This is a genomic window from Cupriavidus sp. UME77, assembly GCF_014170355.1.
Taxonomy (GTDB): Bacteria; Pseudomonadota; Gammaproteobacteria; order Burkholderiales; family Burkholderiaceae; genus Cupriavidus; species Cupriavidus basilensis.
The window spans coordinates 18,326-43,764 of record NZ_LZZU01000092.1 but is presented as its reverse complement, the minus strand read 5'-3'; the positions used below and the strand labels follow the sequence as shown (position 1 = coordinate 43,764).

Here is a 25,439-nt window from a genome sequence, read left to right as displayed (position 1 = left end):
ACAGCCGCATTGTGTGGAGCACAGCAGGCTGCCGTCTACCCATACCAAGGGACAATTGTCCTGTGCCTCGGCAGCGGCTAGCATCGGCGCCGACGCATTGGCCTTGCGCCCGGCGCGTCAGGCGTGAACCCTGCGGCGCCAGTTGCCGGGAGAGACGCCGACCGATTGCGAGAACACGCGGGTGAAATGGCTTTGATCGGAGAAGCCACAAGCCACGGCCACTTCCGCCAGGGAGAGTCCTGATTCGCGCAGCAGCCCGCGGGCGCGCTCCAGGCGCTGGGCCGCCAGCCACTGATAAGGTGTCTGGCCAGTCGTATCCCGGAAGGCACGGGTGAAATGGCTACGCGACAGGTTGCAGGCGTCGGCGACGTCCGCAATGGAAAGATCGCCATCGATCTTGGCGATCAGCATTTCCTTGGCCGTCGCCACGCTGCGTTGCGACAGCAACCGGTTCGTCTTGGGCGTAGCGACGGATCCATTCCCATAGTGCTCGACGAGATAGGTCCCGATCGTGAAGCCCAGCTGATCGACGAACAGCTTGCTGGCCATGCCGGGGTGGCTCAGTGCCGGCGCCGCCGCCTGGGCGAGATGCGCCAGTACCTGGTCTTGCTCTCCCGCCGCGCTGCGCAGCCCCAGGATGCGCGAGCGGCCTAGTTCCGCGCTGGTGCGCTCGATAAAGGTGCGGGAAATCTCCAGCAGTATGAAATCGAAATAACCATAAAAATCAGCTTTATAGTCTTCAAGGAAATTCCGGATATAGATGGAATTCCTTTCAAATTCGTGGGTGCTCGCGCGGCTCTCATGAAACACCCGGCGGCGATGTCCGGTGCACAGCGAAACCCCCACCAGAAAGCCACGATTCGACGCCGCAGTGATAACCTGGCTCGCCTTCTCGCCGGGCGAGCTTTTGCGGAAAAACTTGATCTCGCTGCCGGCGAGATTCTGATCCCTGGAGAGCTTTTCCGCAGCGCACCCGAATGCGTCAATCGGTACAGGGGCTGCGAGCGAGATGGAGGCATTGGCGTTGACGGACATGATCTCACACGGGAATAAACCACCACCAAGAAAACCCACGCCGCGGCAGCAGCGGCTGACCAAGAATAGCAGAGCTTGCATGCAGCTCGCGTGAAACCTTGGATGATACGGGTCGAGTGACGCAAGCGCCAGTTGCCTGCTGAAAACGAAGGGCGCGCGATGCCTTCTGTATAATTCAGACTCTTTCAGGCAATTCTCCCGTATCAAGCGGCGTGCCAATCACGCGGCATCGCCAATAGTCCGATGGACTATAGAGCACACGCCGGCAAGATCGCCCCCTGGCGCTCCGATCGACTCCCATCTCGATCTCCGCGCGGCCGCCCAACATCCTGATCGTCGCCCCCGGTCATCGACCGTCTGACGAGTCATGGCAATCCACGCGAACCTGCGCGATTGCCGGCCCGGCAAGCCGATCAGTAAGGATCTATCTCTTTCTATGAGCAAACTCCCCAGGCTCGTGCTGAGCCTTGTGCTGGTTGCGCTATTGCACCTGATCCCCACCGCGCTCCCGGCCGCAGCCGCAGCCGCCGACACCACCTTGAATGCGGATGCGCCCGCCGCCAGGCCGCCATCGCGCGCGGATGCCGTTGCCGAGCTGAAACGGCTCCAGACCGAGCAGGACCGCATCAAGCAACTGGCGTCGTCGCCCACCAGCGGCACGCAGCTCGAAGGGCTGGATGACGCCATCCACCAGTTGGCAGGCGACGTCGACAAGCTGAGCGCGGCGCTCACGCCCCAGCGTGCGCAGTTGCAGGCACAGCTCGACGTGCTCGGGCCGCCACCCGCCGCCGGCACCACACCGGAGGCAGCCGCAGTCGCGCAGCAGCGGGCAGACCTGAACGCGCGCAAGGCGCAACTGGACAGCGGACTGAAGCAAGCGGCCGAGGTCAAGGGCAATGTGACCAACCTGACCGAGCAGATCGCCAAGCTGCAGCGCAGCCGATTGAAGAACCAGCTCGCGCTGCGGTCGGCCAGCATTCTCGGCACGGCATTCTGGGAGCCGTTGTTCGCGCCAAGCCAGGAGGACCAGCAGCGGCTAAACGCGTTCATGGGGCAAGTCACCCCGTTGTGGGACCTGGCCTGGCAACCCGGGCGGCAGGCAATCACCGCCCTGCTTCTGCTGCTTGCGATCGGCGTCTGGACCATCGGCCGACGCCTGATCGAGCGAGCGCTGGCATGGTTCTGCCTGACGCGCCTGCCCGAGAGCCGGCTGCGGCGCAGCGCGCTCGCGCTTGCCACGGTACTCGCGACGGTTGCGGCGACCGCCATCGCGGTACAGGTCGTGTGTTTTGCTTTCGCCCCGCACTATGAACTGCCAGCTCAGGTGCAGGACCTGATCAGCGAACTCGGCAAGCTGACACTGACAAGCGCGCTGATCGCGGGCCTGGGACGGGCATTGCTGTGCACGCGCCATCCCTCATGGCGCGTGCCCGCGCTCGCCGATAAGGTCGCGCTGGCGATGCGTCCGTTCCCTAGTGTCCTCGCGGGCCTGCTGCTGATCGCCGGCACACTCGAGCAACTCAACCGGACTGCGGACACAAGCCTGCAGGTGACCTTGCTAGGCCGCGGCCTGGTGTCGCTTGTGGTGGTGCTGACGATCGGCGCGGCGCTGCTGCGCGCCAACCGTGTGCGCACGAAGCTCGCGGCGGCGGGCGAGCGGCCTGAAGCGCGCTCCACCTTCGCCGGCCTGATCCACGCTGGCGTAACGGTGACGGTCGTCGCCTCGCTGATGGCGCTGCTGATCGGCTACATCACGTTCGCACGCTTCCTGACCTATGAACTCGTCTGGATCGACATCGTCCTGTGCAGCCTGTACCTGTTGACGCAACTGACCCGCGACGTCTGCGAAAGCGTGTTCAGCGCGCACCATCCAAGCGGCAAGGTCATCAAGCAGTTGTTCGGACTCGGGGACAGCCATCTCGCGCAGGCGTCGACGGTGCTTTCGGGGATTGGCACCAGCCTGCTGCTCCTGGTGGCCGTCATCGCACTGCTGACCGGCGGCTTCGGCACCACGCCAAGCGACCTGCTCAACAGCCTGCTGACGATGCTCGGCGGCGAGCGGCTGCGCAGCCTCAACATCATGCCCGACCGCATCCTGAACGCGGTCATCGCGCTCTCGGTCGGCACCTACCTGCTGCGCTCGGTGCGGCGCTGGCTGGACGCCGAACTCCTGCCCAAGGTCTGCATGGAAGCGGGCCTGCGCGCATCGCTCATCACGCTGTTCAGCAATATCGGCTATGTGCTGATCGTATTGCTGACGCTGTCGCTGCTGGGCGTCAGATGGGAAAACCTGGCCTGGATCGTCAGCGCGCTGTCCGTGGGCATTGGCTTCGGCCTGCAGGAGATCGTCAAGAATTTCGTGTCGGGGCTCATCCTGCTCACCGAGCGCCCGGTGAAGGTCGGCGACATGGTGAGCATCGGCGGCGTGGAGGGCGACATCAAGCGCATCAACGTGCGCGCGACGGAGATCCTGCTGGGCGACCGCTCGACCGTGATCGTGCCCAACTCGCAGCTGATCTCGCAGAACCTGCGCAACGTGACGATGAGCAACAGCACGCAAGGGGTCGCGACGCTGCTCCTCACCTTCCCGTTGAACATCGATCCCGAGCAGGTGCGCGAACTGCTGCTCGACTCCTATCGGGAAAATGAAGCGATTCTCGACAAGCCCGCGCCATCCGTCACGTTCAGCCAGCTGGCGCCGAACGGGATCACGCTTAGCGTGACGGGCTACGTAGGCAGCCCGCGGATCGCCACCGCGACCAAGAGCGACCTGCTGTTCGAGATACTGAAGCGGCTGCGCGCGGCCGATATCTCGCTGTCGGTCCCGCAGACGTTGCGGGTGGAGAACATGGCCGCGCTTGGCGCGTAACGCGTCCGGCCCCTTACGGGGTCACCAGCGCCACCGCGTCCTGCAGGCCATGTGCACGCCTGGCGCCCATGGCCTGCTGCACCACATCGCCGATCATGTCCGCAGTGACCGCCGACAGCGTCCATCCCAGGTGGCCGTGGCCGGTGTTGTAGAACACGCAGGACGCACGGCCCCGGCCCACGCGCGGCAGCATGGTAGGCATCATCGGCCGCAGTCCGGCCCAGGGCACCACGCTGCGCGTGCTGACACCGGGGAAGCACTGGTTGACCCACTCCACCAGCGGACGGATGCGGTCAGCGCGGATGTCGCGGTTGTAGCCATTGAACTCTGCCGTGCCCGCCACGCGGAAGCGATCAACGCCCAGGCGGCTGGTGACCAGCTTGGTTTCGTCGTCGAGCAGGCTCACGACGGGCGCGGCCGCCTGGCTTTGCGCATCGTTCAGGTTGACGGTGATCGAATAGCCCTTGACCGGATAGATATTGACGCGATCGCCAAGGCTGGCCGCCAGCGCCCGGCTGGCCGTGCCGGCACAGACGACCACGCCGTCGAACACGCGCGATTCGGCCTGCTGGCCGTCGCCGCTGACGATGGTGACCTGCCGGCCATCGGTGCTGACCGACTGGACATCCTGGTTGTACAGGCAACGCACGCCCAGGCGGTCGATGGCCACAGCCATGCCGCTGGTGAACTTGTGGATGTCGCCAGTGGAGTCGCTCTGGGTGAAATAGCCACCGTAGTACTGTCCGGCCAGGGTCGGCTCGATGGCGCGCATTTCTTCCGGCGTGACAGCGTGGCGCTCCAGCCCGCCCTCGGCCAGCAGCTTCGACACCCTGCCTGCATGCTCGAAGCCCGCCTTGTCGCGATAGATATGGAGGATGCCTTCCTTCTTCAGGTCGAAATCGATGCCTTCGGCCGCCGCCCAGGAAAACAGGTGGTCGCGCGCGGCAATCGCCAGGCGCGTGGTCTCGATGGTGTTCTTGCGGTAATGGGGAATAGCGGCGATGAACTCGGCGAACCAGGACAGCTTGTGCCAGCTCGGGCGCGGGTTGACCAGCAGCGGCGCATCGCTCTTGAGCATCCACTTGATGCCCTTGAGGATGGTGGACCAGTGTGTCCAGACTTCAGCGTTGGAAGCGGAAAGCTGGCCGCCGTTGGCAAACGAGGTTTCCATGGCGGCATAGCGGTGTTTTTCGAGCAGGGTGACCGAGAAACCGCGTTTGGCGAGCGCGTAGGCAGTGGTCACGCCGGTGATGCCACCACCGATAACGGCAATTGTTTTCATCTCTATGGTTCCAGGACGTCGGATGGGAGCCTCTTGCGCGGCATGCGCAAAAGACGCCCCCTCTGTCCTTGACCTGAGAGATTCACGATACGCCACTTTGGGAGTGACGGGGATCGCTTGCTCCTTCGGTACCGCCGGCTGACGAGCGCCGGGGTTCTTCAGAGTTCACACGTGATACCGGTCCTTTTGCCTGAGAGTTTCCGGGGCGGTTGCTCCTTCGGCGCTGCCCGGCGCATGGCCAGGCAGTCTCTCCCGATATCAACTTTGCATGATGCCGCCGGGCAATACCAGGTGACATGGCTCGGAACTTTAGCACTAGTCTGACTGCCTGGGGAATTTCCCTGCGGGTTCAGGCCGGGAATATCAGCGGGCCGGAACCGGGGCAAGCGACGCGTGCGGCGTGGCGGTACGTTGCTCGGCCTTGTGCACCATGGTGTAGGCGTAGTCCACGCCCATGCCGTAAGCGCCCGAGTGTTCCTTGACCAGCTTCATCACGGCGTCATAGCTATCACGGTGCGCCCAGTCGCGCTGCCATTCGAGCAGCACCTGCTGCCAGGTCACCGGCACCACGCCGGCCTGCACCATGCGCTGCATGGCGTAGTCGTGCGCTTCCTTGCTGGTGCCGCCGGAAGCGTCGGCCACCATATAGATCTCGTAGTCGCTGTCGTGCATCGCCGACAGCGCGAAGGTGGTGTTGCAGACCTCGGTCCACAACCCGGCCACGATGATCTTCTTGCGACCGTTGGCGGCCAGCGCATCGCGCACCTTCTGGTCGTCCCACGAGTTCATCGAAGTGCGTTCCAGCGTTTGCTGGCCGGGGAATACGTCAAGCAGTTCGGGGTAGGTATAGCCGGAGAAAGACTCGCTCTCCACCGTGGTGATGGTGGTCGGGATATTGAAGATCCTGGCCGCCTTGGCCAGGCCCACCGCGTTGTTCTTCATCGCCTGGCGGTCCATCGACTGCACGCCGAAGGCCATCTGCGGCTGGTGGTCGATGAAGATCAGCTGGCTGTTTTGCGGGGTCAGGACTTCGAGCTTAGCGTTGGTCATGATTTCTCTCCTTGGCTACCTGGCTATTTGGCTATTTGGCCGTTTGGCCGTTTGGTTGAATTATTTAGAACGTCGTCTTTGGCGTCGATCCGTCCATGGGTTGAACTTTATGGCAGAGCAGGCCGACAATGTGATGAGTTAGTCGGATAACTTGTTCAATTTTATTGATTGATATTTAATGGGAGTAGGAAGCAGCTAAGCGGTGGGGGGCGTCTATTCGCTGGTTGCGGTCCTGACGCTCGGCTGGCTGATCCTGGCATACCGAAAGCCGCCTCTTACGGCACCACTATGGCCGGTAGAAAACGGCCTTTGGGCGGTTGTGACCGCGGTCATGCTGATCGCGTCAGTCCTCCTGATGGGTTCGCTGATCCGCAGCGCGGCGTGTACGCGGTGACGCGCCACTCAGTTCCAGCCCGATCTCTGTCCCGCATGGGAGTCCAAGACGAGTTATCTGCCGTTCGCGGCGATCGCGGCCGGCCGTGCGCGGCTCGGCGGGTTCGGCTTGCACGCGCATTTGGGCGGGCTCGTCGTCTGGCTCGCAGCAACTTGGGCTCATATCCCGTCCGCCGGATGGGCCGCGGGCATCTGGCGCTGGCTGTAGCTGTAGCTGTGGCGTCAGGCGTCCAGATACGCCCGCATCAGCGCCTCGAACCACTCCACGAACACCGCCAGCCTTCGCGAGCGCTGGCGCCTGTGAGGGTAGAGTATTGAAACCGGCATGGGAGCGGCGCGGTGCGAGGGCATGACTTCCACCAACGCCTTGGCGTCAAGCATGTGTTGCACGTCGAAGCGTGGAATCTGGATCAACCCGAGCCCGGAGCGGCAGCAGGCGATATAGCTTTCGGCATTGTTCACCACCACCCGGCTGGGCACATTGCTGGCGTGTTCGCTGCCATCGGCCGTCATATATTCCCACGGCAGTTCCCTCCCGGACGTCGGTGACGCATAGCCCACGGCCCAATGGCCGTTACTCAACTCGTCCGGATGCTCGGGCGAACCATGTTCGCGCAGATACTTGGGACTGGCGCAGTTGATGAGCGCGATTTTTCCCAGTGGATGCACCACCAGGCTGCTGTCGTGCAGCATGCCGATGCGCACTGCGCAATCCACGCCTTCCTGCACAAGGTCGATGGCACGATCGGCCGAGCCCAGGGCCAATTGCAAATGGGGATGGCGGCGCAGCAGGCCAGGCAGCGCCGGTGCGATCAGCCGGCGGGCGATACGGCTAGGTACGTCCACCTTGAGCCGCCCGGCCACCTGGCGCTGGTTGGCCTGGAACAATTGGTCGATGTCTTCCACATCGGCCAGCAAAGGCCGTATGCGCTCCAGCAACTGGGTGCCATCGGCCGTTGGGCGAACCTGGCGTGTGGTTCGATGCAACAGCCGCGCACCGACCTGGATCTCCAGTTGCTGAATGGCGGCCGAAACCGAGGCGCGCGGCAACTCCAGCGCATTCGCCGCCTTGATGAAGCTGCCCATCTCCGCCACCTGGACGAAAACGCGGTACTGATCGAACCGGTCCATGTCTCTCGCTTCTCTAAGCCGCTTCCTTCGTGTGTGCTGCTGCCATCCAAGGTCCTGCTGCATGGTCGGGCCAGGGGTGGCCTAGCCGATTGATCAGACTTGCCGAGCGGCCGGCCATATCCTCCGAACTGGCGAACGGCAGGTAGAAGGATAGCCGCAATTGCGCACCAACTGCGCGGCCAACGCCAGCCCTACCGCGATGAAGCTCACGGCAAGCATGGCGGCCTCACTTGGTGGTGTAGCCGCCGTTGATCAGGATGGTTTGCCCGGTGATCCACCAGCCGTCGCTGACCAGGTGGCGGATAAAGGGCACAACGTCCTCGATGTCGGTCAAGCCGGTCTTGCTGAAGGGCGACAGTGCAGCGGCTGTCTTGTGGTACGCGACCGCATCGACGCCTTCGGCCGGGTAGAAGAATGGCGTGTCCATCGGGCCCGGGCCGACCGCTGTCACTGAGATGCCGCGCGCGCCGAACTCCTTGGAGGCCGCGCGGGTGTAGTGCTCCACCGGCGCCTTGGTGCCGGCATACGCGGCATAAAACGGTGTGAAGGCCCCGAGCAGCGACGTGACCAGCGTGCAGATCTTGCCGTTGTCGTTCACGTGCCGGCCAGCTTCCTTGAGGAAGAAGAAGGCCGTCTTGGCATTGACCGCCGCCATTTCGTCGTACTCGGCCTCGCTGATCTCGGCGAACGGCTTCTTCAGCACCTTGCCCACCGTGTTGATGGCGATGTCCGGCTTGCCCACGGCGGCGATGGCGTCGGCAAACAGTTTCTCGACGGCACCGGCAGTCGTCAGGTCAGCCTGGATCGCCACGGCCTGAGCACCTGCAGCCTTGACAGCGGCAACGGTCGCGTCGGCTTCGGCCTTGCTACTCGCGCTGTTGTAGTGAATCGCCACGGCCTTGGCGCCCTGATGGGCAAAGTCGCGGGCGATCAGCCCGCCGAGGTTCTTCGCGCCGCCAGCGATGAGCACGACTTTGCCCTTGATCGAATGGTCTGCCATGGAAAATCTCCTTCGTGGATGAATGGAGAGGACAGTCTAGGCAAGGGCCGCCAGAAGATCAGCCAGGCGATTCCGGATGGATTGTCCAGAAAAACATCCCAATCCGAAGATAGATCGATGCGGAGCTGGCGTGTAGCCAGCCAGGTCGGATCGACATCGTCACATCGTCACGGTCGGCCGTACGGCTCACGCCAGGTTCATCAACACGGTGATGCAGGCGATGTCGATGCAGGCGCGCCGGAGAAAACGCTTTTGCCTCGGAGTCCGCAGGGAGAGGGCCGCGCGCGGAGGAAGCGAATGGGGCATGATCCCCCTGCGCTCCGCCGCCCTGCACTCTCTTTTTACTGCAGCTCGATCTTCGCGATCGCTGCCAGCCGCTTCCAGCGCGCGATTTCGTCCTTCTGGTAGTCGCGAAGTTCTGCCGGCGTGGAGAGGATCAGCGAGGTGGACTGGCGCTGGTAATACTCCTTGACGTCGTCGGCGGCGCCGGCCTGGGCGAACAGTTCGCCCAGGCGTTGTGCGATGGGCGCAGGTGTCTTGGCGGAGACCGCCGCTGCCACCCAGTTGTAGGCCAGGAAGTCCGGCACGCCGGCTTCGGCCGCGCTTGGCACGCCCGGCAGTAGCGGCGAGCGCTGGGGCGCGGTGTAAGCCAGCGCGCGCACCTTGCCGCCCTTGACCAGCTCAATCGCGCCGCTGGCATCCACCACGGCGAAGTCCACGTTGGCGGCCATCACGCCGTTGATCGCGTCGCCCGCGCCCTTGTAAGGCACGGCGGTGGTCTTCATGCGGCTTTGCTCGTTCAGCCATTCGCTGTAGAGCGTGTACGACACCGAGCCGGTCCCGTAGTTGAGCGCGCCAGGCCGCTTGCGCGCGTCCTCCACCAGCGCCTTGAGCGTGTGGTACGGCGAGCTGGCCGGCACGATGATCAGGCATGGCCCACGCGACAACAGCGTAATGGGCGTGAAGTCAGTCAGCGGATCGTAAGGCAGCTTGCGGAAGGTGGCGGCATTGGTGGACAGCGTGGAGTTGCTGCCGATAAACACCGTGTATCCGTCAGCCGGCGCGCTGAGCAGCGTCTGCACGCCGATGAAGCCGTTGCCACCCGGCTTGTTCTCCACCACCACGCCCTGCCCCGTCAGCTCGCCGATCTTCTTGGCGAACATGCGGGCGGTCATGTCGGTACCGCTGCCGGACGGGAACGGCACGATAAAGCGGATCGGGCGGCTGGGAAATGCCTGCGGCTGCGCCAGCGCGGCGAACGGCGCGCCGGCCAGGCTAGCTGTAAGGACGGTGCCAGCCAGGACAGCGAAGCGGCGCCGGGAACAGTTCACGGTTCGGGTCATGTTGTCTCCTTGGTCTTGCGCCTGGCAGTGGGTTCCGCCAGTGCGGGTGTGTCAGTGATTCCGTGGTTCAGTGATTCCGTGATTCCGTGATTCGCCTTGGCGGCGGGCTAACGCTTGAGGCCAAGCAGATCCCGCGCGATAACCCATCGGTGCACTTCGGACGGGCCTTCGTAGATGCGCATCAACCGCGTCTCGTTGGCCATTTGCTGCAACGGCATTTCCTTGGTCATGCCCATCGCGCCAAAGGCCTGCATGGCGTGGTCGATCACGTCCCAGGCCATCTCGGTGGCGAATACCTTGATCATCGAGACCTGGGTACGCGCCTCGTCGCCGGCGTCAATGCGTGCCGCGGCCTCGTAAGTCATCAGGCGACAGGCGTGGATGCGGGTGGCGGCATCGGCCACCCACCACTGGATTGCCTGCCGGTCCGCCAGCGCGGCGCCGAAGGTGCGGCGCTGCGGCGCGTACTCGCACAGCATGTCAAGCGCACGCTGGGCGCGGCCAATGCACCAGGCCGCCATCTGCACGCGCCGGCTGGACAGCCGTGCCTGCATCGGCGCGAAGCCCCGGCCTTCCACGCCAAGCAGCTGCGTGTGCGCAACGCGGCAGTCTTCCAGCACCACCTCGTAGGTGGAGGCGCCGCCGATCATGGGGATGCGCCGTTCTACCTTGAAGCCGGGCGTGCCACGGTCGACCAGAAAAGCAGAGATGCCGCCGCGCGCGCCGCGCGTCTTGTCGGTCACGGCCATCACGATGGTCCAGTCGGCGCGGGCGGCACGGCTGATCCAGATCTTGCGGCCGTTGAGCACCCAGTCGTCGCCGTCGCGTTCGGCACGGGTGGTCATCATGGCCGGGTCGCCGCCGGCGCCGGGCTCGGAAATAGCGATGGCGGAGATGGTCTCGCCGCGCGCGTACGGTTCCAGGTAGCGCGCACGCTGGGCCGCGTCGGCGGTCTTGAGCAGCATGCGAAGGTTCGGCGAATCGGGCGGCAGGTCGTAGGGTGTGACGGTCTTGCCCAGTTCCTCGTTGACGCCGACCATGGCCACCACTGGCAGGTCGGCTCCACCCATCTCGGCCGGCGCATCCAGGCCCCACAGGCCCAGCTCACGCGAGAGTCCGTCCAGCTTGTCCTGCTCCTGCGCCAGCAGCGTGAGCTGGCCGCCCTCTGCCTCGCGGGCCAGCACGCCCGCTTCGAGCGGGATCAGTTGCTCGCGCACAAAGCGCGCCACCAGATCCTTGAGCATCTGGTGTTCTTCTTCCAGTACGAAGTTCATGCCATGTCTCCTTTATTGTTTGCGTGCCGCTTCAGGCGGCGTCCCGGCCGCCCGTTACCCGGGCGATGTCTTCAGGGGTTAGCCCGGCTTCGCGCAACACTTCATCGGTGTGCTCGCCCAGCGTGGGCGCGTGCCGGCGCAGCGACAGCGGCGTGGCGGAGAAGCGCGTCGCGGGCCGCATCTCGCGCAACGGGCCCTCGGTAGGATGCTCGGTCTGCTGGAACAGCCCGACCGCTTCCAGGTGCGGATGCGCCAGCAATTCGTCCGGTGCATAGATCGGCGTGGCGGGGATATCCAGCGTCTCGAACAGCGCCATCCACTCCTTTGTGGTACGGGTCGGCGTGATCTGCGCGAGGTGCTGGTACAGCGCGCGGATATGGGCGTTGCGCTGCGCGCGGCTGGCGATGTTGTACTTGTCACCCAGGTCATCGCGACCCACGGCATGGAAAAAGGCTTTCCAGTGGCGGTCCGTGTACGGCAGCGCGCAGATCCAGCCGTCCGCAGTCTGCGCCGGCCGCCGCCCGCCCTGCAGCAGGCGCGCATAGCCGGCCGCGCCGGTGGCGGGCTCGAAGGTCAACCCCGCCAGGTGCTCGGCCATCACGAAGCTGGCCATGGTTTCCAGCATCGGCACCTCCACCGCTTGCCCGCTGCCGTGGCGCTCGCGGTGCAGCAGCGCGGCCATCACCGCGTTGGCCAGCGCCATCCCGGTGGTCTTGTCGGCGATCAGGCTGGGCACATACTCGGGCCGGCCGCCGGCGACGGCGCCCAGCGACACCAGCCCGCAAGCGGCCTGGATGATGTCGTCGAAGGCCGGCTTGTCACGGTGCGGGCCGTCCTGGCCAAAGCCGGTGGCCACGCAATAGACGATGCGCGGGTTCAACGCTGCCACGGCGGCGTAGCCAAAGCCCAGCCGCTCGATGGCGGCCACGCGCATATTGTGGATCAGCACATCGGCGCCGGCGATCAGGCGGCGCAGCGCCGCCGCGCCTGCAGGCGTCTTCAGGTCCAGCACCACTGAGCGCTTGTTGCGGTTGAGCGCCAGGTAGATCGAACTCATGCCGGCGTTGCGCGATACGCCGTTGGCGCGCATGAGGTCGCCTTCCGGCCCTTCGATCTTGATGACGTCCGCGCCCAGATCGGCCAGAGATTGCGTGGCCAGGGGGCCCAGCACCACCGAAGTCAGGTCGAGTACGCGAATTCCCTCGAGCGGGCCGGCGCAGACAGGTTTCTCATGTTGCATGCGGCCCCCTCAGCGGCGCTGGAAGACGGGCGCGCGGCGCTCGGCCATCGCCGCCACGCCTTCGCGGAAATCCGCCGTGGCGAACTGCACGCGCTGGATGGCCAGTTCACGCTGGTTGGCCTGCACGATGCGGTCGGCCAGCCCCAGGCGCAGCGTCTCGCGTGTGCTTTCCACGGCCAGTGGCGCCGAGGCCGCGATATCGTGCGCGAGCGCCAGCGCGCGGGCACGCACCTCGGCCTGCGCCACCAGTTCGTCGGCCAAGCCGATGCGCACGGCTTCTTCGCCATCGATGCGCCTGCCCGTGTAAAACAGCAGCGCGGCCTGCTGCTCGCCAACCAGGCGTGGCAGCGTCACGCTCATGCCAAAGCCGGGATGGAAGCCGAGCCTGTTGAAGCTGGCGCTGAAACGCGCTTCGCGGCATGTGATGCGGAAATCCGCCACCAGCGCCAGTCCCAGCCCCGCGCCGATCGCGGCACCCGCAACGGCCGCCACGATGGGCTTGCGGTTGCGGTACAGCTTCATGGCCTGAGCGTAGAAGGCCGATGGGTCGCGCGAGACGCTGCCCTGGTCGGCGCCGCTGAAATCGGCCCCGGCGCAGAAGGCGCCCACGCCAGATGTCAGCACAATGGCGCGGCAACTGTCGTCCTCGTCGAGTTGCAGCAGCGCTTCGGCCAGCCGGCGCATGACATCGGCGTCGACAAAGTTATGGGGCGGGCGCGAGATCTCGATCTGCGCAACATGCTGGTCGCGTGTCAGGACGATTTCGGGGGTGGATGCCGAGGTCATGGCGAAGGGCTCCGGGAAGTGGAAAGGCACCCAGTATTCGCCGATGCGGATTCCCGCGCTACACTACAATTTCGGTTACTGAAATTACTTGCAGCGCCCCGCTGCTGGATTGGCGGGGCTGCGGCCAACGACATGCCTGACCCGCAACCCTATTCCGCCCCCGTTTCCGCCCCCGATTCGCACCCGGACTCCTGCGCCAAGCCGCCTTCGAGCCGCGAGCTCACGCACAGTACCGGCCAGTTCACGCGCCAGACCGGAGGCAGTCAGTCGCTCGAACGTGGCCTGATGCTGCTGCGCGCGTTCCGCGTCGGCTCTTCCAGCCTGACCAATGCGGACCTGGCAGCGCGCACCGGCCTGCCGCGCCCCACTGTCAGCCGCCTCACGCGCTCGCTGGTGGATGGCGGCTTCCTGCGCTACGACGCCACCGAGCGCGCCTACCGGCTGGCGGCCGTGGTGGTGAGCCTGGCGGACGCCTTCCACCACGCCACCACGGTGCCCGATATCGCCCTGCCGCTGATGCGCAAGATCGCCGAGGCGGAAAAGGTCAATGTCGGCCTGGCCGTGCCCGACCAGACCGCCATGGTCTACCTGGCAGCGGTGCGCCACAGCCGCGACAGCGTATCGCGCACCCGGCGCGTAGCGCCCGGCACGCGCGTTCCCATGGAACTGACCTCGATCGGCATGGCGTGGCTGGCCGCGGTGCCGGCCGGCGTGCGCGACCACTTCCTCGCACGGATCGAGGAGAAGGCCGGCGACGAATGGCCGGCCTTGCACAAGGAACTGTCGCGTGGCATTGCCCAGGCCCAGGCGCAAGGCTATTGCAGCGCCAACTACCAGCCGGGTCACCTGACCGCCGTGGGCGCGGCGTTCCGTGGGCCGGACCACCAGTGGTACGGGCTCAATATCAGCTTCCCGCACAAGCCCAGCGAAAAGCCGCGTGATGTGGCGCGCTATGCGCCGCTGCTGCTCGGCCTGATCGAGAAGATCAGCGCGTCATGCGGGGCGGAGGACAGCGTGGAGTGAGTATGACGGCCGCCGGCTAGCGCGGGGCCGGCGTGGCGCAGCGAGGTGGGAATCCAGCTGCGCCATGGTTTCCGGTCTGGCCTGCCGTTTGCCAGGCGGCAGATCAGGCGAGCCCGACCGTAAGCGCCCCGTAAGGCACCCTTACAAACCGACGTGATGGACCCAGCCGGCAGGGCCAGCGGCCTGGTTGCGCTGAATCTCCACCAGCCGCTCCCTAAGCACCTTGACGGTGTTGCCGGCGGTGCCGTTCCCGATCGCGAAGCGCGTCCGCGCGGAGCGCACTTCGCCAATGGCCACCAGCGTCGCCGCCGTTCCGCAAACAAAGGCCTCGGCCAGGCGTCCGCTTTGGGCATCCGCCTCCCACTCAGGGTACGAATACCGGCGCTCTTCCACCACCATGCCCATCTCCCTGGCCAGCTCGATCACCGAAGCCCGGGTGATGCCCGGAAGAATCGAGCCGCTAAGGGGGGGCGTAACCAGGGTGCCATCGTCCATCACGAAGAAGATGTTCATGCCACCGAGTTCCTCCACCCAGCGGTGCTCGGCGGCATCCAGGAAGACCACCTGGTCGCATCCGTTCGCCGTGGCCTCGCTCTGCGCGACCAGGCTGCCGGCATAGTTGCCACCGCACTTCGCCTCGCCGGTGCCGCCGGGCGCGGCGCGGGTGTAGTTCTCGGATACCCAGACGGAGACGGCCTTGTCGCCGCCCTTGAAGTACGGGCCCACCGGGCAGGCGATCACGCAGAAAATGAACTCGGAGGCGGGCTTGATGCCGAGGAACACCTCGTTGGCAAACATGAAGGGACGCAGGTAGAGGCTGCCCGAGCCGTGCGGCACCCAGGCCTGGTCGATCCGCACCAGTTGCTCGATCGCTTCCAGAAAGAGCGATTCAGGCAACGCCGGCATGGCCATGCGCTTGGCCGACGCCTGGAAGCGGCGCGCGTTCTCGAGCGGGCGGAACAGCGTCACGGCGCCATCCGCGCCGCGATAGGCCTTCATGCCCTCGAAGATCTCCTGGCCATAGTGGAGTACCGAGCACGCCGGATCGATCGAGAACGGCTTGCGGGCAGTGACCTTGGCGTCCTGCCAACCCTGTCCTTCGCGCCAGGTGATCGTCACCATATGGTCGGTGAAGACGCGGCCGAAAGCGGGGTCGCGCATCAGTGCATCCCGCGTGGCCGCGTCGAGCGCGTTCGGGTTGGGTTCGAGGCTGAAAATGGTTTGTTGCGTCATGAGCGCGCGTCTTCCTTCGCAGGCGTTGGGGATTGGCAGCAGGGCGAACACCCCTGTCTGCCGCCGGCATGGCACGTGGTTCTACGTGAAATCCGAGGGTATCGATGATCGCATGCTGGCACCCGGTTTGTCTTCAATGACAAGGATTGACCTTCGCTCCGGACATTGCTTAGCCGCTACGACAAGCCACACCGCATGAAGGTTATGTTAAATCGTTGTTTTGAGACGGTAAGCCAATTGAAACCGCCTCTTAGCCTGCCTCAACACGATTGCGCCCTTCAGCCTTGGCGCGATACAGCGCCGAATCGGCCCGTGCCAGCAATTCGTCAAGGGTCGCTTCCCCGGCCTCGATGCTGGCCAACCCCAGGCTTGCCGTGCAGGCGGGCTGCCCGGCGATGGCCGATTGCTGCTCGACTGCCTGGCGCACGCGCTCGGCCATGGCAAGCGCGGTCTCCATGCCGGTTTGCGGCAGCAGCACGACAAACTCTTCGCCGCCGAAGCGGCCAAGATGGTCCGTGTGGCGCAGTGCCCGCCCTACGATTTGTGCGAAATGCGCCAGCACGCGGTCACCCACCAGGTGTCCGTGCTGGTCGTTGATGCGCTTGAAGTGGTCGATATCCATCAGCAGCAACGACAGTGGCTGGCCGCCGCGCCGGTTCTTCAGTTCACTACTACCTGCGTGCAGCACAGCGCGTCGACTCAATATTCCCGTCAGGTCGTCGCGTTGCGCCAGGTACTCGAACTGCGCGCGTAACCGCTCGCTCACAGTCAAAAGCAGTCCAAGGCAGACGAAGAGCGACGCGAAACAATACGCCGCAATGTACGCGGTCTGAATAGCCGAAGGGGAAAACCGCGAAGTATCGACGGCATCCTGGAAAAGCGTCGTCGCAGCCCGCATCAACAAGGCCAGCCCCTGGAAAGCGAGGACAACTGCCATGAAGCGCGGCGCAAAACCCCGGCCGTGCTGCCAGGTCAGCCGCGCATGGGTCAGGCATATAGCCGCTAACACCGAGGTAAGCAGCAACACGCGGATCCGATAGTCGGGATGGGCCAGCAGGAACCAGGTAATGCCAGCCAGGCAGCCAATGCCCAGGGCGAGCCAGCGTTTCCAGGTGCAGGGCACCCCGTAGAAGCGCTGGCTGCCGAAGTAGAACAGTGCGCAGCCCGAAAGCAGTAGCGCGTTACCGCCAAGTGCGACGAGCACGGCCGGCCAATCCCCGTCCATCGCATAGAAGGCGGTGGAAAGCGCGCAAAGCAGCGGCGCCAGCGCCCAGGGTAGCAACCCTTTGATGGAAGCAGGATAGGCGCGGCGAAAGGCCAGCAGGACGATGCCCAGGGCGATATTGATCATCCCCGTCATCGCCGTCATGGAACGCAGGTCCAGGTTTAGCATGGGTCAGCCGTGGAGAAACGATCTGTGCACATGGCACCGTGCACACATTGTACCGGCGGTTAGCCACCGCCCGGCCGCCAGGTCGGCCGTCGCCTGGTAAGGCAGGCAGTGTGTACACTACTGCCCTACCTTTTTCGCTTGACCCATGACGATCACTATCAACGAAGACCTCCGTGCCTATATCGATCCACTGACAGAGGACGAATACGCGGCGCTGGAACGCAGCTTGCTCTCGGAAGGGTGCCGCGATGCACTGGTGCTGTGGGGCGATCTCCTGGTGGACGGACACAACCGCTACAGCATCTGCCAGAAGCACGGAGTTCCTTTCAATACGGTACAAAACCGGACGTTCCAGTCCATGGAGGATGTGCACCTGTGGATGATCGACAATCACCTCGGGCGGCGCAGCGTGTCGGATTTCCAGCGAGGTGTACTCGCATTGCGGAAGAAGGAAATCGTATCCGCGCGTCTGGCGCAAGCGCAAGCCCAGCCTGGTTCCGCAAAGCCTGCCGGGGCTGAAGTCGCCGTGCAAGCCGGGGCCGATACCGTGTTGACTCGCGAGGCCGTTGCGCGCACGGCGCGGGTGAGCAGTGCGACGCTTGGTCAGATCGAAAAAATCCAGAAGACCGCTGCGCCCGAGTTGGTCAGCGCGGTAAAGGCGGGCGTGATTTCCATCAATGCTGCGGCTGCCGTAGCCTCCTTGCCTGGCGAGAAGCAGGTAGCGGCCGTTGCCGGGGGCAAGAAGGAACTGCGCCAGGTAGCGAGACAGGTGCGCGAGGCCCGCGTGCCACCCAAGCCTGAACCGGTGCCCCCACCCAGCGACGCCACCCCCGATCAACTGGAAATTCACCGTCTGACGCAATTGGTGGCACAGCTGACAGAAGAGCGCGATCAGTTGAAAAAGAAGGTGCAGCACTTGACGGTTGCACTCGCAGAGGCCCGCGGCGGGCTATCGACTGCCTGAGGCACGCTTATCTGGGGAGCGGGGCCGGTGGCCCCGCTCCCAACGCCGCCGGCTTACTGGCTCAGCCGCGTTACCTTCAATTGCGGGTCCGCCGCAATTGCCTGCTCGCTGAACGGCAGCCGCACCCACCGCTTGGCGGAGTACTCCGCCATCTGGTCAAAGGCGTGCGGCGACTGCTGATCTACGGACTGGCCGTACACCAGTAGCGCCTCGGCGACCGGCCCTTGCTCGTCAAAGCCTACGGTCTGCACGTAGCTGGTCCCAAAGTAGACCTGCAGCCCCTTGTCCGACACCGGGGTGCTTTGCAGCTTGTTGAGCACGCCTTCGTATTCCTCACCGCCGTGCAGGGCGATGCGGCCAGCCGGTGCCGTGGCGGCCTGCACTTGGCCCAGCGGCGCATCCAGCGCAAAGCCGGCAGTGCGCATGGCCTGCACGGCGTCCTTCAGTGCCTTGAAGACCTCGGCGCGCACGGACGCATCGCGCATGCGCAGTCCGCGTGGCGTGTTGACCGGATCGGTCGGGTTGAACTCGATGGCGTAGACCTTGGGGATCTTGCTGGCGCGCATCCAGAACTCGCGGAACAGCGGTGCGGCACGGCTGTCGAGGTTGCTGTGGCGGTCCCACTTGCGCAGCGCCGCGCAGCCGTCCCTCAGGTCGGCGTCCTTGGTGCCGAGGCAGGCATCGAGCAGGTCATCCAGCACGAGTTCGCCCGAGAGGTTGCGGTCGCGGAACAGCACGGCCTGCAGGCCGGGCACGTCAAAGCGGTTACCGGGCAGTCCGTCCTCCCCCGCTAGGCGGCGGCCGATTTCCATCAGGCCAACGCGCGTGCGCAGGCGTTGCGCAACTTCGGTGGGACCCAGCACCGGTGAGAAGCCGGTCAGCTTCTGACTGGGGTTAGACAACCACGAACTGTCATTGCTGTTGGCGACATAGTCATCGCGTACCAGCACGGGCATGGCGTTGGGAGCCACCAGCCCCGGTACTGGCGATGCCGCGTCCACCGTCCAGTTGCAGCTAGCCCGCGCGCCGTCCAGCAGGACCATGCCCGTGCCCTGCATCAGCTTGGCGGCCAGCGCAGCGCTGTCGCCGGCCGGCGCGCATTGCTTGAGCATGGCGGCCGATACGTTGGGCGCGACCGATACATCGGCAAACATGGCGCGGCCTTCGCGGTCGGTGGCAATGGTGTTGACCCACGGAATGCCCAGGCGGCCAATGGCGGTGCGGATGCCAGCCACGTCGCGCGCGCGGCCGATATCAAGCCAGGTGTCGACCGAACGCGTGTTGTTGCGGTTGGCGTCGCGCAGCGTGTAGGCCTTTTGCGCGGACCACGGCAGGCCGGCCGATGGCATGGACAGCACCGGGCCGTATTCGGTCATGTAGAAGGTATGCGAGCGCTGCTCGGTACGGCCGTCGGGCAGTTTTGCCGCATAACTGACGGTGCGTGGGGTCATCTTGCGCGGCACGCCGTCCACCAGGTAGGTAGTGGGGTCGCCTTCGGCCAGCTTCAGTTCATACAGCGTGAAGCGGCGGGCCGTGGACACGGTGTGCGTCCAGGCCACGTCCTTGTTGAAGCCGATGCTGATGATCGGGAACGACGCAATGGACGCGCCCATGACATCCAGCTTGCCCGGTATGGTCAGGTGCGCTTCAAAAAAACGATTGGTGGTGGTCCACGGAAAATGCGGATTTCCCAGCAGCAGGCCGCGCCCATTCGTGGTGGCTTCCTTGCCAAAGGCCCAGCCGTTGCTGCCGATCGGCGGATCCAGCAGCTGCAGGTCGTTGTTGACGGCGTCGAAGTCGATGCTGGCTACGTCCACCGCCCCCGCCTGCTGCGCGGTCTTGGCGCTGCCCGCAGCCCCAGGCGGCACCGCGGCGACAATGCCCGCTGCCAGCGCGCCGGCACTGGCCTGGATGCTCTTCTCTTCGGCCAGGCGGAAGAGGTCGATGGCGGTAATGGGCCGGACCCAGTCAGCGTTGCGGCAACCAGCCGGGCGTTGGGCGGGCGGGGTATCGCGCAGGTAGCGGTTGTAGCCGGCGATATAACCGCGCAGCAGTTCGCGCGCCTCTGGCGAGGCCTGCGCGTAGCCGGCGCGCAGGGCGTCGTCATCCATGATGGCGCGGAAGAACGGGTCGGATTCGCGGTTCTTGATGCGCTTGAATGACACCTCGGTACTTTCGTCAGGGCCGAACACGCGCGAGCGATCGCCGCTGACCGTGACGACCTGGTCGGCCATCAGGCAGACGTTGTCCTGCGCATATGCGTAGCCCATGCCAAAGGCCAGGCTGGCGTAGTCGTTTGCCTTGATATGGGGAATGCCATAGGCGGTGCGGCGGATCTCGGCGTTGAGTCCGCCTTCGCTCCAGTTGGCGCTGTCGCTGCCTGCGGTGGCGCAGCCGCCCAGGGTGGCGGCCGCCAGCACGGCGCCGCCCAGTGCGGTCGCGCCGCGCACGATGCGTTGCTTCATTGTGTTGTCTCCTCGGTCTTGTGTCTGTGCTGTGGGCCCATGGAACGTTGCGCGCCAACCGGCGACGCGCCATGGTGCCGCCGACATGGTCGGGCATCGGGGCCGTGACAGGTAGAGTGGATTCCGCCACAATTGGTGGCGTTCCCGCCATCGGGCAGGCACCATTCCAACCACAACCCGCCGCGCCATGTCGGACGTCTATCTGCTGTGCTACCCCTCGGCCGTTGTCTCCGCCCTCTCCACCGCGGTCGACATGCTGGACATTGCCAACACGCTTGCCTCCATGCAAAGCCGGCGGCGCGCCACGGCGGCGCCTTTTCGCTGGCGGCTGGCGGTAGCCGAGCCACAACGCTGGCAGGCGCTGGCCAGCGTGCTGCGCTGCACGTGCGTGCCGCTGGAAGAGTTGGCCGGCGCAGGCAAGGACGCCATGGTGGTGATCGCGCCACCGTTGTTTGACCACATCGCCGGGCTTGAACATATGCTGTCGCGATTGGACCGCGAACGCGCCGCCATTGCGGCAGTTGCTGCGCGGGGGGCGCTGGTGGTGGCTCCGTTCACGGCAGTGGCACTGCTGGTAGCCATGGATTTGCCGGCACAGCGCAAGCTGGCGGTGCCGTGGCTGATTGCCAACTGGATGCAACTGAGCGAACCCGCGCGACGATTGCAGGCCGACCAGCCAGTGGTCAAGAGCGGCAACCTGCTCAGCTCCCGCGCGCTGGATCGCATGCATGCGCTGCTGCTGCAGGCAGTGGCGCATACCGCCGGTAACGCGCTGGCCCGCACGCTGGGCAACGCCCTGCTGGACCAGCCCGAGCGCGGCGAGACAGTCAATATCTGGCTGAAGACCGGCGACGCGCAGCGCCACAGCGTGGCGCTGCGCGCGCGCCGCTACCTGCAGCAGCATCTGGCCGAGCCCTATGACCTGCCGCGGCTGGCAGCGGTGGCGTCCACCAGTGAACGCACGCTGCTGCGGCATTTCATGAAGACAGTGGGCATGTCGCCGCTGCAGTTCCTGCACCAATTGCGCGCTGAGCGCGCCTGCCACCTGCTGGAAGTCTCCACACTCAGCCTGACCGCCATTGCCGAACAATGCGGCTACCAGGACATGTCCGCGTTCCGCAACCTGGTGCGCCGCCATACGGGCCAGACGCCAGGCGCGCATCGGCGGGCGCATTCGGTGCGGGCGGAATTGCGGGCGGGCTGAGGGGCTGACGGGCCTGAGCCCGCCGCATGGGCAGGCTGGTTATAGGGTTATAGGCAGGGCCATGGGCTGCCCAGCCGTTTTGCCGCTTGGCGACTCGGCGACTGGATGCCGGTCAGCGCAACAGCAATCCGGCCAGCAGCAACAGCAGCACATCCAGCCCCAGCAGGCTGCGTGGCCGCAACCTCCCCTGCAGCAGGCCGCCCAGACCAGCCAGACCGGCGATCTGCAACAGTGCCAGCCCCCACAACAGGCCGCTCCCCAGCGCATCGCTTTGCCACAGATAGCCGGCACCGGCCACCATCAGCAGAGCAAACTGCAGCAGAGCCACTGGCACGGCACCGGCCACCAGCGGAGGATCGAAACGCTGGCGTGCACGCTGCAAGTCAAAGGGCGCACTATCATCGCTCACGCCGGGAGGCAGCCAGCCCGGGGCCTTGAACCACACCTTGATCTTGTCCCGCCAGCGTGGCGCACGGCGCGCCATCTGCCACAGCGGCACATAGCCGGAAGCCACCGCCCATAGCGGACTCCAGCTGTTGAGCGGGGTGCGGGTACCATACACCGGCTTCTCCTCCTCCTCGGCAAAAGTGCCGAACAGCCGGTCCCAGATGATCAGCATCCCGCCGTAGTTCTTGTCCAGGTACTGGTCGTTGACCGCATGATGCACACGATGGTTGGACGGCGAGGAAAACACCCGGTCAAACCAGCCCAGCTTGCCGATGTGCTCGGTGTGGATCCAGAACTGGTAGAGCAGCACGACGAGGCCGGCCAGCGCGAACTGCTGCGGGGCAACCCCGGCCAGCGCCATCGGCAAGTAAAACGGCCATCCCAAGAAGGCAACGGTACTCTCCTGGCGCAGCGCGGTGGACAGATTGAAATCCTGGCTCTGGTGATGCACGGCATGGGCGGCCCAGAACACCGCACTTTCATGCCCGGCCCGATGCAGCCAGTAGTCGCAGAAATCGAACATCACGATCGCCAGCAGCCAGCCCCAGACACTGCCCCACAGGCCGGCATGAGGAAACAGTGCCACCCTGCGCCACGTCAAGACATACAGGCCGATCTGGAAGAGCTGGCTGACACTGGCCACCAGCTGGCTTAGCAAGCCCTGACTCAGGTTGCTGAGAGCATCACTCAGGCGATAGGTATTGCGACCGACGAACAGGCCGTAGCCCAGCTCCACCAGCATCAATAGCAGGAATACCGGGAAAGCGTAGACGGTGATTTGTTCTTCCATGAGCCATTCACAAAAAGTGTCTTACGACCGACATACGATTGACCGGCCCCTTGCCGAAACGGGTCAGAGACTGGTCAGAAGCGGTCGTTATTATGGCAAGAAATGTCTTTTTTTACGGCGTGTATTTGGGATATCCGGCAAATTTTTTGTGCAGTGCAATGCGCAGTTTTACCTGCGGCTGCCATGCCTGGCATTCATGCAGCCTTCCTGCCGAGTCGCCTCGAAATTCCAAAAATCCAGTTGGTTGCCGACTGGCCTTGCAGGATCTCGATAACCTGGGGCAGCCCCGGCTATTGAGGACTTTGCCGAGCTACCGCCCTAAACGCTCCCGAAGGAACTCGATGAAGCGCTGCGTCTTCGCCGGCAGCAGACGGGTTTCGGTGATGGCATAAACGGGCATCGGCGTGCCGTGCCATTGCGGCATGATGCGGCGCAGCTTGCCGCTAGCCAGCTCATCAGCGACGACTTCCTCCGGCATCAGGACGATGCCCATATCGAGCGTTGCCAGGCGGCGGCTCATGCCAACGCTGTTGAGCACGAACCGCCCGCCCACCGACACCGTGGCGCTTCGCTTCCCGTCGCGCAACGTCCACGAACCCGCTTTCAGGATGCTCAAGCACTCGTGCCGATCCAGGTCGGCGGGCTTGTTTGGCTCGCCCGACCGTTCCAGGTAGCCGGGCGAGGCGTAGAGGTGAGGTGTGAGCGAGGCCAACGCACGCGCGATCAGTTGCGAGTTCTCGGACTCCCCCATGCGGATAGCCACGTCGAAGGGTTCGCTGACCAGATCGACCCGTCGCGGAGTCAGGTCGAAATCGAAAGTGATGCCGGGATAGAGGCCGGCAAACTCGGCGATCAAGGGCGCCAGGTAGGTGACTGCGAAATCCACCGGCAACGATGCACGCAGCACACCGCTGGGCTGGGCAAGCATTTCGCCAAGCTGCTCGTGTGCCAGCCGGGCTTCATCGACGATGCGCCTGCATCGCTCGAAGTAAATCTGGCCGGCCTCGGTCAGTTCGATCTTGCGTGTCGTGCGATGCAGCAGGCGCAGCCCGATCGCTTTCTCCAACGCGCTGATTCGCCGCGATAGTGTCGAGTTCGGCACGCCCGTCGCCTCCCCGGCACTACGAAAGCCCTTGGCTTTGACGACCTCCACGAACAAGGCCATGTCGTTCAGCAGCTCCACGCTCGTTGCTCCATCAATGGATCAATATTATCCAAATTACCATATTTATCCCGCATGGGAAGCAGGCGATGATGCCTCCATCCGAAGCGCGGCTTCGCCGGAAGCGAGCCAGCCCTTTCGTTCATCACCACTTTCCGAGGATTCCATCATGAGCAAGCTGTTCGATCCCGTCCGCGTCGGCCGCCACACCCTGCAAAACCGCCTGGTCATGGCACCCATGACCCGTAGCCGTGCCCAGTTCGACGGCACGCCGGGAGAGCTGGCCGCCGAGTATTACGCCCAGCGCGCCAGCGCCGGCCTGATCGTCGCCGAAGGCACCCAACCCTCGGACGATGGACAGGGCTACCTGACCACGCCAGGTATCTACACCAATGCGCACGTCGCCGGCTGGAAGAAGACCACTGACGCCGTGCATGCCAAGGGTGGCCACCTCTTCATCCAGCTCATGCACGCCGGGCGCATGTCGCACCCCGACAACACGCCGCATCATCGCCGGGGCGTCGCACCGTCGGCCATTGGGCCGGGTACGCAGATGTTCACGGCCAAGGGCATGCAGGACATTCCCGTGCCGCGTGCGCTGACCACCGAGCAAGTGCGCCAGACCGTTCAGGATTTCCGCCACGCGGCGCGCCGGGCGGTCGAGGCCGGCGCCGATGGCGTCGAGATCCACGCTGCGAACGCCTACCTGATCCAGCAGTTCTTCGCACCGAGCGCGAACACGCGCACCGACGAGTACGGCGGTCCGATCAAGAACCGCGCCCGCTTCGCCCTCGAAGTCGCCGCCGCGATCGCCGAGGAAATCGGTGCGGACAGGACCGCGATCCGCCTGTCGCCCGGCACGACGCTCTGGGGTATCGACGAAGGCGCCGAAGGGCCGGAGTTGTACCGCTACCTGGTCGCCGAACTCGACAAGCTGGGCCTGGCCTACTTGCACATCCTGCACCAGGGCAACGAGCCGCTGCTGGCCGACATCCGCAAGCTCTGGAAGGGCACGCTGATCCTGAACCGGCCGAGCCGCCCGCGTGACCAGATCGGGGCCGACATGGCATCGGGGCTGGCCGACCTGGAAGCCTACGGCCAGATGGCTCTTGCGAACCCGGATTTCGTCACCCGGCTGAAGACCAATGCGCCGATGAACGAGGTTCAACACGGTGCCTTCTTCGGCGGCACGGCGCAGGGCTACACCGATTACCCGACCTTGAGCGAAGCCCAAGGAGCCTGAGGCCCCGACAATGTGCGCCGACAGATATCAGACGCCCCTCCCCTGGGGGCGCCTGCCGCCCTCGGAGTCGTCCTTCGCCGACCCAACCGCGCATTGAATGGCGGCTAGCTGG

At 64.9% G+C, this 25,439-nt stretch carries 20 protein-coding genes and 1 riboswitch; of the genes, 6 read left to right on the top strand and 14 right to left on the bottom strand.

The features are described 5' to 3' along the window. Positions 1-117: 117 nt before the first annotated feature. Positions 118-1,116, bottom strand: a complete 999-nt coding sequence (locus tag A9975_RS35740; protein ID WP_370565977.1) for a helix-turn-helix domain-containing protein — start codon at positions 1,114-1,116, stop codon at positions 118-120. A gap of 355 nt (positions 1,117-1,471) precedes the next feature. Between A9975_RS35740 and A9975_RS35735 the strand changes: the two genes are divergently transcribed. After that, on the top strand, positions 1,472-3,904 hold the full coding sequence (locus A9975_RS35735) for a DUF3772 domain-containing protein (RefSeq protein ID WP_183036853.1): 2,433 nt from the start codon (positions 1,472-1,474) through the stop codon (positions 3,902-3,904). 13 nt (positions 3,905-3,917) lie between these two features. Here the strand turns inward: A9975_RS35735 and A9975_RS35730 are convergent, their stop codons facing one another. Both A9975_RS35730 and A9975_RS35725 read right to left on the bottom strand, forming a co-directional pair. After that, positions 3,918-5,186, bottom strand: coding sequence for a D-amino acid dehydrogenase (locus A9975_RS35730; protein ID WP_183036852.1), 1,269 nt, complete (start codon positions 5,184-5,186; stop codon positions 3,918-3,920). 168 nt (positions 5,187-5,354) lie between these two features. Further along, a riboswitch (glycine riboswitch) is annotated at positions 5,355-5,451 on the bottom strand. A 98-nt stretch (positions 5,452-5,549) separates the two neighbouring features. Next, on the bottom strand, positions 5,550-6,236 hold the full coding sequence (locus A9975_RS35725; RefSeq protein ID WP_150986752.1) for a hydrolase: 687 nt from the start codon (positions 6,234-6,236) through the stop codon (positions 5,550-5,552). A 202-nt stretch (positions 6,237-6,438) separates the two neighbouring features. Here A9975_RS35725 and A9975_RS38430 point away from each other — a divergent pair, with 202 nt between their 5' ends. After that, positions 6,439-6,630, top strand: a complete 192-nt coding sequence (locus A9975_RS38430) for an NnrU family protein (RefSeq protein WP_370565976.1) — start codon at positions 6,439-6,441, stop codon at positions 6,628-6,630. Positions 6,631-6,851: 221 nt separating this feature from the next. On the opposite strand, the gene A9975_RS35715 is transcribed toward A9975_RS38430, so the two are convergent. From A9975_RS35715 to A9975_RS35690, 6 genes are all read right to left on the bottom strand, one after another. Next, positions 6,852-7,760: a LysR family transcriptional regulator gene (locus tag A9975_RS35715; protein ID WP_183036851.1), complete on the bottom strand. Its 909-nt coding sequence runs from the start codon at positions 7,758-7,760 to the stop codon at positions 6,852-6,854. Positions 7,761-7,986: 226 nt separating this feature from the next. Next, positions 7,987-8,760 carry an SDR family oxidoreductase gene (locus tag A9975_RS35710; RefSeq protein ID WP_183036850.1) on the bottom strand — a complete coding sequence of 258 codons (774 nt, stop codon included), beginning with the start codon at positions 8,758-8,760 and terminating at the stop codon, positions 7,987-7,989. A gap of 341 nt (positions 8,761-9,101) precedes the next feature. Then, complete coding sequence (locus tag A9975_RS35705; protein ID WP_183036849.1) at positions 9,102-10,103, bottom strand: tripartite tricarboxylate transporter substrate binding protein; 1,002 nt, start codon at positions 10,101-10,103, stop codon at positions 9,102-9,104. A 107-nt stretch (positions 10,104-10,210) separates the two neighbouring features. Further along, on the bottom strand, positions 10,211-11,377 hold the full coding sequence (locus A9975_RS35700) for an acyl-CoA dehydrogenase family protein (protein WP_183036848.1): 1,167 nt from the start codon (positions 11,375-11,377) through the stop codon (positions 10,211-10,213). Positions 11,378-11,408: 31 nt separating this feature from the next. After that, a complete protein-coding gene (locus tag A9975_RS35695) occupies positions 11,409-12,617 on the bottom strand; it encodes a CaiB/BaiF CoA-transferase family protein (protein WP_183036847.1) in 1,209 nt (402 codons plus the stop codon). Positions 12,618-12,626: 9 nt separating this feature from the next. Further along, a complete protein-coding gene (locus tag A9975_RS35690) occupies positions 12,627-13,403 on the bottom strand; it encodes an enoyl-CoA hydratase/isomerase family protein (RefSeq protein ID WP_183036846.1) in 777 nt (258 codons plus the stop codon). A 132-nt stretch (positions 13,404-13,535) separates the two neighbouring features. Here A9975_RS35690 and A9975_RS35685 point away from each other — a divergent pair, with 132 nt between their 5' ends. Then, positions 13,536-14,426: an IclR family transcriptional regulator gene (locus A9975_RS35685; RefSeq protein WP_183036845.1), complete on the top strand. Its 891-nt coding sequence runs from the start codon at positions 13,536-13,538 to the stop codon at positions 14,424-14,426. Positions 14,427-14,567: 141 nt separating this feature from the next. On the opposite strand, the gene A9975_RS35680 is transcribed toward A9975_RS35685, so the two are convergent. After that, positions 14,568-15,659, bottom strand: a complete 1,092-nt coding sequence (locus A9975_RS35680) for a branched-chain amino acid aminotransferase (protein ID WP_183036844.1) — start codon at positions 15,657-15,659, stop codon at positions 14,568-14,570. 250 nt (positions 15,660-15,909) lie between these two features. Next, entirely contained in the window at positions 15,910-17,052 is a 1,143-nt protein-coding gene (locus tag A9975_RS35675; RefSeq protein WP_183036843.1) for a GGDEF domain-containing protein, read from the bottom strand. Positions 17,053-17,197: 145 nt separating this feature from the next. Between A9975_RS35675 and A9975_RS35670 the strand changes: the two genes are divergently transcribed. After that, positions 17,198-18,016, top strand: coding sequence for a hypothetical protein (locus A9975_RS35670; RefSeq protein WP_183036842.1), 819 nt, complete (start codon positions 17,198-17,200; stop codon positions 18,014-18,016). A gap of 53 nt (positions 18,017-18,069) precedes the next feature. Here the strand turns inward: A9975_RS35670 and A9975_RS35665 are convergent, their stop codons facing one another. After that, a complete protein-coding gene (locus tag A9975_RS35665; RefSeq protein WP_183036841.1) occupies positions 18,070-20,481 on the bottom strand; it encodes an acylase in 2,412 nt (803 codons plus the stop codon). Between the two features lie 187 nt (positions 20,482-20,668). Here A9975_RS35665 and A9975_RS35660 point away from each other — a divergent pair, with 187 nt between their 5' ends. Next, on the top strand, positions 20,669-21,685 hold the full coding sequence (locus A9975_RS35660) for a helix-turn-helix domain-containing protein (protein ID WP_183036840.1): 1,017 nt from the start codon (positions 20,669-20,671) through the stop codon (positions 21,683-21,685). A 112-nt stretch (positions 21,686-21,797) separates the two neighbouring features. On the opposite strand, the gene A9975_RS35655 is transcribed toward A9975_RS35660, so the two are convergent. Next, the gene (locus A9975_RS35655) at positions 21,798-22,922 is read right to left on the bottom strand and encodes a sterol desaturase family protein (protein WP_183036839.1); all 1,125 of its coding nucleotides are present in this window, start codon (positions 22,920-22,922) and stop codon (positions 21,798-21,800) included. Between the two features lie 310 nt (positions 22,923-23,232). Beyond that, positions 23,233-24,105: a LysR family transcriptional regulator gene (locus tag A9975_RS35650; RefSeq protein WP_183036838.1), complete on the bottom strand. Its 873-nt coding sequence runs from the start codon at positions 24,103-24,105 to the stop codon at positions 23,233-23,235. Positions 24,106-24,253: 148 nt separating this feature from the next. Between A9975_RS35650 and A9975_RS35645 the strand changes: the two genes are divergently transcribed. Further along, a complete protein-coding gene (locus A9975_RS35645; protein ID WP_183036837.1) occupies positions 24,254-25,327 on the top strand; it encodes an alkene reductase in 1,074 nt (357 codons plus the stop codon). Positions 25,328-25,439 lie beyond the last annotated feature (112 nt).